General features: G+C 27.4%; 2 protein-coding genes. Both read left to right on the top strand.

All coding sequences use genetic code 11. The features are described 5' to 3' along the window. Positions 1 to 1,251: 1,251 nt before the first annotated feature. Positions 1,252 to 2,034 (top strand): hypothetical protein, encoded by a 783-nt coding sequence (locus DMG62_00075; protein PYY25046.1) that lies wholly within the window; start codon positions 1,252 to 1,254, stop codon positions 2,032 to 2,034. A gap of 1,091 nt (positions 2,035 to 3,125) precedes the next feature. Then, positions 3,126 to 3,644 (top strand): hypothetical protein, encoded by a 519-nt coding sequence (locus tag DMG62_00070; protein PYY25045.1) that lies wholly within the window; start codon positions 3,126 to 3,128, stop codon positions 3,642 to 3,644. The last annotated feature ends 2,296 nt before the right edge of the window (positions 3,645 to 5,940 follow it).

Genomic DNA, 5,940 nt, shown 5'->3' with positions numbered 1-5,940 from the left:
ATTATTTTTCAAATTTGTTATAAAATAATCGATTATGTAATACTTATGTCAACCAAAAATACTTTTCCTTAGCGTTAGCGTTAGGATTGATTAGAAATTATTTTATCTTCTCATTTAAGGCACAAGTGACATCTCCAGGATTCTTGACATTCACCTTTCAACGTTTTTTCTCATTCAATTTTCCCTGGATCGATTAGAAACGAGAATTGTAAAAGTATTTAAAAAATCAGTTTCAAGGACAATTCATTCATCTTATCAAAGAAACAACAGAAAAAAAAAGGTTTGGAGAGTGAAACAAATGTTACGTAATACAATCAAAAATTATCGTAAAATTTTACGTAACGGGATCTAAATTCACAGTATATCGCGCAGTAAAAGTTTATCGTTATATTTAATATCAAATTAAAATTTAATTGATGCGTGTTACATAATCAGAGTTGTGTTTATATATATAAATGTCGTTGAATTGAAAATGATTGCTAATTCTCTCTCTCTCTTTTTCTTTTTCTCTTTTTTTTGCTTATTTTTCGTTTTTGTAAAATGTTGTATTAACGTTTTTTTTAATAGATAGTTTTTTACGAATTTAACGACATAACGTAAACATAAAAGCTAAGTATTATTTTTTTTATAATTTTATACAAATTTCTCGAGTTTTTTAAACTTCATATACACGGGGAGCATTGTGAGTCGTCTTAGTCGAAATATTCTGAAATAAATGCGAAAAAAATCGAAGAGATTCGAAATAAACGTTACCGTACGTCGTGATCATGATCCCGACCTTACGTGATGACGGGTTCCAAATCACGACAAATGTTTTTGAATTTTCCGAGTAAATTCTTCTAATATAGTAATATATGTGCATTGTGAGTTGTCTGAGTCGAAATATTCTGAAATGAATGCGTAAATACGAAATAAACGTTACCATACGTCGTGATCAGTCCCGACCTTACGTCAGGAACAAATACAACTTTTTCCAATTCTTCTGTAGGTTCAATAAATTCTTTTCTGCAAAATTCTTCTGAGAGTTTAGTTCTATGATGACATATTTTGCCATTTTTAATCGTCCCTGGCATAGATTTGATGAAAAATTGTATGACGATGGACTATAATAGTCACCAGTTAAATTTTTATGAAGAAGTATATGAAATTTGGTGTCGACATCATTTTTATTGGTCTATTTTGATTTAGGTATGTTATCGTTATACCAAAAATTAATGTTTATGCAGCACGTGATGATCATCAACGCGTCATGTGTATTTTTTTTTTTATAAAAAGCTTGTCTCCTTTATATTTTCTTTTTTTCATTACTTCCCAATTTTTTCTTTGTATATCGCTTTTTCTTCTTTGATCCAATTTATTTTTTTTGTCGTTTTTCTTATTATGGATTTAGAACCTAACGTTAGAAGAGTTATATCAAATTTGAGCAATATTTCGATTAATACGCATAACTCTTTTTTAATTTTCGAAAAATATTGTATAATTAATAAAAGAGTGTTAGTTAAAAAAACCGAAGGATTAAAAGAAATTTGGGTAGATTCCGACGAAGATTATTTAAAGATAATTAAACTTGCTGGATTTGACTTTAAAAAAAAAAATAATAAAAAGAAAGTAGACTATTTGAAAGCTATCGAAACGGACTTCCAAAAATTTAAGAATCATGAAGAAATATCAATATCAAACAAGCTTGTTAAGATTCCGGAAAATAACAAAGAAACGAAAAGCTTAATTGTAGAATTTTATAATCATTGCTTTGTCAGTGGCGGAGAAAAACTATTACTTACTTTTTACGATCTCGGTATATTGTGTAATGCATTTGGAGAGGATTTTTGTATTGAAATTCAAAAAAATTTAAAAGGTTCCCTTCGGTTTAAAGCATTTGCTGATAGATTACCTACTGGCGTTTACCAATTAGTGAAGATTCCTGTAACATATTTTATCAAAATTACAAATCAAAGTTGGAACGATTTTTTACTTGGAAGAAAAGCAGAAGCGACCACATTTCCGATTCCGATTCCGATGTCGACGTCGACGTGAATGGTGAATAATTGCTTTATTTACTGTAATGGATCGAGATGAAAATGGCGCTCGGGGAATTTTTCTCCGGGCATTGCTTGATGGAGCCTTGATTCTCTCCGGAGATCATGCAGGAAATAGTAGTTTTACTTAGCAATGCTTAGTATTACCTATTATTGATGTATTACAATTCATCCGCTGGCGATACCTTGATCAACGTGATCGGTGCATGGTTGTATTACTTTTAATAGGTAATGTAAACGTTTTTTAGATATAATATACCACTATATAAACCAATTTTTTTCAACTCCACAATTTTTAAAAATTATTATTGCGATAATGGATATTTTAAAAGCAATAGAGTGTTTCAATACTCAAGAATTATTCGATTTTTTTGCCCGTCAAGACTTTCTTGAATTACATTTAGATAAAGACAATTGTAAGAATTTAAATAAAAGTAAATTTTGTGGAACAAGTTTCCTTATCTGTAAACAAAAAGACTTATTAAATAATGGATTGGAATATTTCCCTGCTCTCGCGATATGTAAATTAAGAAGTAAAAGCAAGAAAGGTATTTATAACTGATTATTTCTTTTAAATATTTTATTATTCCATAACTTATAATAATAAGGATATTTTTAGCAATTAATAATAATGAAAATGAAAAAATTACAAAGCTAAAAAGAGCTATTACACAGTCTAAGCAGGTATTTATTGAGAAAAAATAAATATGTTTTTATATTTGTGATGAAACAATTATATTTAATTCTCATAGCAGGATCTTGAATTCTCTTGAGATCGCAGTGTTTGCTGTACCGTTATGAATCTAAATCAGTTGTTAGACTGTAGATTTTGAATTCATTTATTATCTGAATAAATCTACTAATAGTATAAATTTTATTTTAATATTATATTTTATTAATTATTCAATGTACATTTATATATATATTTTTTAGTGCGACGATATAGTATATGGTGGAATTAAGAATCTTATAAACAAGGTCCTTGATTATCATAAAACTAAACCCTTAAGGTCATTTCGAGACTACAAAGAGTTATGCTTTCATACGGCAATTGAAGTAATGTTATCTCCAAATTCATTTATATCTGAAATGAGACTAATTACTGGGTATAAAAGAAATCATCATCATAAATGCGGGTTTGCAGATGTATTTTTATGTGATGGTGTTGGTAATAGTGCTATTCTAGAACTAAAGTTATTTAATATATTAGGATTGTATAACGGTTTAATTAATAGAAAATGGGAAAGTAATCCCGATTTCAAACAATTAGAAAATTTAGATAAGAAATTGAAAAATGAATCAGATGAATGTTTAATGAATAGAAATTACAAATATTGGTGTAAGGATGAAAATCAATATAAATTAGTCCGGGTTCAAGAATATATGGACGAAGGATTTAAGCAGTTAAATAATTATTTAAATACTCTTCAGTCTGGAAAAGCAAATCTTGAAAGGAATAAAGTTGGAATATTGGAAGATCGTATAATTGTTGATTATGGTTTTAGTCATTTAAAAGGATTTCTTGTATCTTCCTTTGGTTCTCAAAGATTATTGGTGAAAGAAACATATGTCAAACTGTTAAAAATAAATGAAATTAACGATAATTAAACGAGTTTAACAACCGATTTAACATCATCAGTTTCTTTCGATGTATTTCGAACTTGTTTTTAACATATGTAAACTAAAAAAATATTTTTTTTTTAATTATAGAAAGAAAGATGGTTTGGTCAGTAGGCGCATTTCTTCGTGCATGTTTCGGGATTTTTTTTAACATAATGCCTTAAGCTTCTGCCATTTTAGTATTAGCGTTAGGATTGTCGATCACAAAATCGATCATTTTCCGAAAATTACCCGGCGAAAATATTGACAATTTCAAACAAGGATTACTCGACATCCAACAGACCATTCCAATTCATATTGGAAAATCTTATAGCACGTAAATCGAAGAAAGTAATATATAATTTTCAGATTAATTCACTATGTACGATTGTTTGTAATTTTGTTAAAGAGTCAACACCAAATTTTATTGAATTTTCTCGAAGTTCAACTTTGAACGAGGATATCCCCTTAACCAACGCAAATTCATTCTCGAAATTAATTTCCCTTGTAGCTCGATTTCTGTTTTACATTTTCTATCATTTTGGTGCACGTATCTCATTTCCTGCCCTTTACAAAAATCGGCGTGTAAAAGTATATTTCTCATCGGGTAATTTTCGGAAAATGATCGATTTTATGATCTTCAAACCGGTACCATATATAGTATACACAAGTTACATAAGGCCTTATAAACTTTACCAAATATATTTTTATTAAACCGAAATAATTTTTCTTATTGCTATGTCGCGAAGGTCGAAGGACGGGTTGATTCAACAATTAGTTATTAATATAAAATTTTAATCAATAGTATTTATTGCATTATTAACTTTCAAAAACAATAATTTATCTCCTATTCATTATATTTAGTATTATGTATTAAATAGATTGTATATATATGCTGCATACTTATCAATAGTGCATTGATCACTTGGACATTAATCAATGCCTTATTTGATGTTGAATTTTTTGGTTAATGCGAGGAGTATGTATCAATTTTTTTATTTAATTATTTTAATTTTATGCAAGTTCAAATATTGTATTGCATTTAGGTTAATCAATAATTCGACAATATGAGATATGATATAATTGTTTAATGATTTGAAAAACGGAGCCCTTTTCATTCAGAACGTTCGTGCAAGGAGCGATTACGAATAATTTTTCATAAACTCTATAGTAAAATAAATCAACATTTTTTACATTGTTCAATTTGACTTCGCAGATAATTAAATCTGAATAATCATTCAAAATTTTTACATTTATAAAAATTAAAAAAACATTTTAACTAATAAAAATAAAAATAGGTCCAATAATTTGAGTTTCGTGAATTTCTAAAAATTAATTATATTTTTTTTATAAAAATAATATAATAATAAAATAAATAATAATATACATACCATTTTTCGCTCCTTCGATTTTGTATTTTAAACCTGGAACTCTGGAAGTAATTTTTTAGTTTATTAACAGAAGAAGAGCCTCCCAATTATATACTCTTCGAAGAAATCAAACTTCAACTGTATTATGTAAAGAATCATTTCTAATTTATATTTTATTTGTATTTTTATTCATTGAAAAAAAATTGACTTTAATTAAACTAGTACCATTTGAGATTTGCTTTTCAGCACTGTAAAAAGTAATCGTCAATTTTAAATATAAATTCTAAGATTCAAAGTCGATTATAATTATTATCACATGCAACTTTAAAATTACGAATCAGAATAGTTATTAAAAATGTTACTTTTACACGCATATAATTTCAAACATTTATAAACGAAATTGATAATTAAATCATATTTATTATATTTGCCAATTTAAATTTTGAACATGAAAGTTTCGAAGCAAATCACTCTCTTTTTTTTAGGGTATATGGTGATTGTGGAGTTTGTAAAATAACTCTATTCAAGTACTCTATTGCACTACATTCCAATTCTTCATTATCCTTTATATTCTTTCTTGATGGAATCGTCTCATTGAGACGATTCGAATGGTAGTAATTTCATATCAATTGGATCGATATTGGCCGAGATATCGTAATTCCAAAAATTTAAAATTTTTAACTAAAAAAATCAGGCAAAAACTTACGAAAACTTACGAAAATTTACGAAAATTTACGAAAGTTTACGAAAGTTTACGCAGATTACGAAAGTTTACGGTGGGTTTGTAATCTTACGAAAGTTTACACCTAAAAAAATTTCCTGATGAAGTTATGGAATTTCAATTTATTATTATTTATCGTTATCTAATTATTATAGAATTAAATTTTTTATGATCATGTATTATCAATTTCGATAGATTATTAATGACCTCCCTT

The organism is Acidobacteriota bacterium (genome assembly GCA_003225175.1).
Taxonomy (GTDB): domain Bacteria; phylum Acidobacteriota; class Terriglobia; order Terriglobales; family Acidobacteriaceae; genus Gp1-AA112.
Note: the sequence above shows the minus strand (reverse complement) of the source record. Positions and strands in the feature narration are given on the sequence as shown.

Excerpts from the sequence above, each read along its gene's own strand:
- DMG62_00070 (PYY25045.1), top strand. The coding sequence starts at position 3,126 with ATGAGACTAATTACTGGGTATAAAAGAAATCATCATCATAAATGCGGG.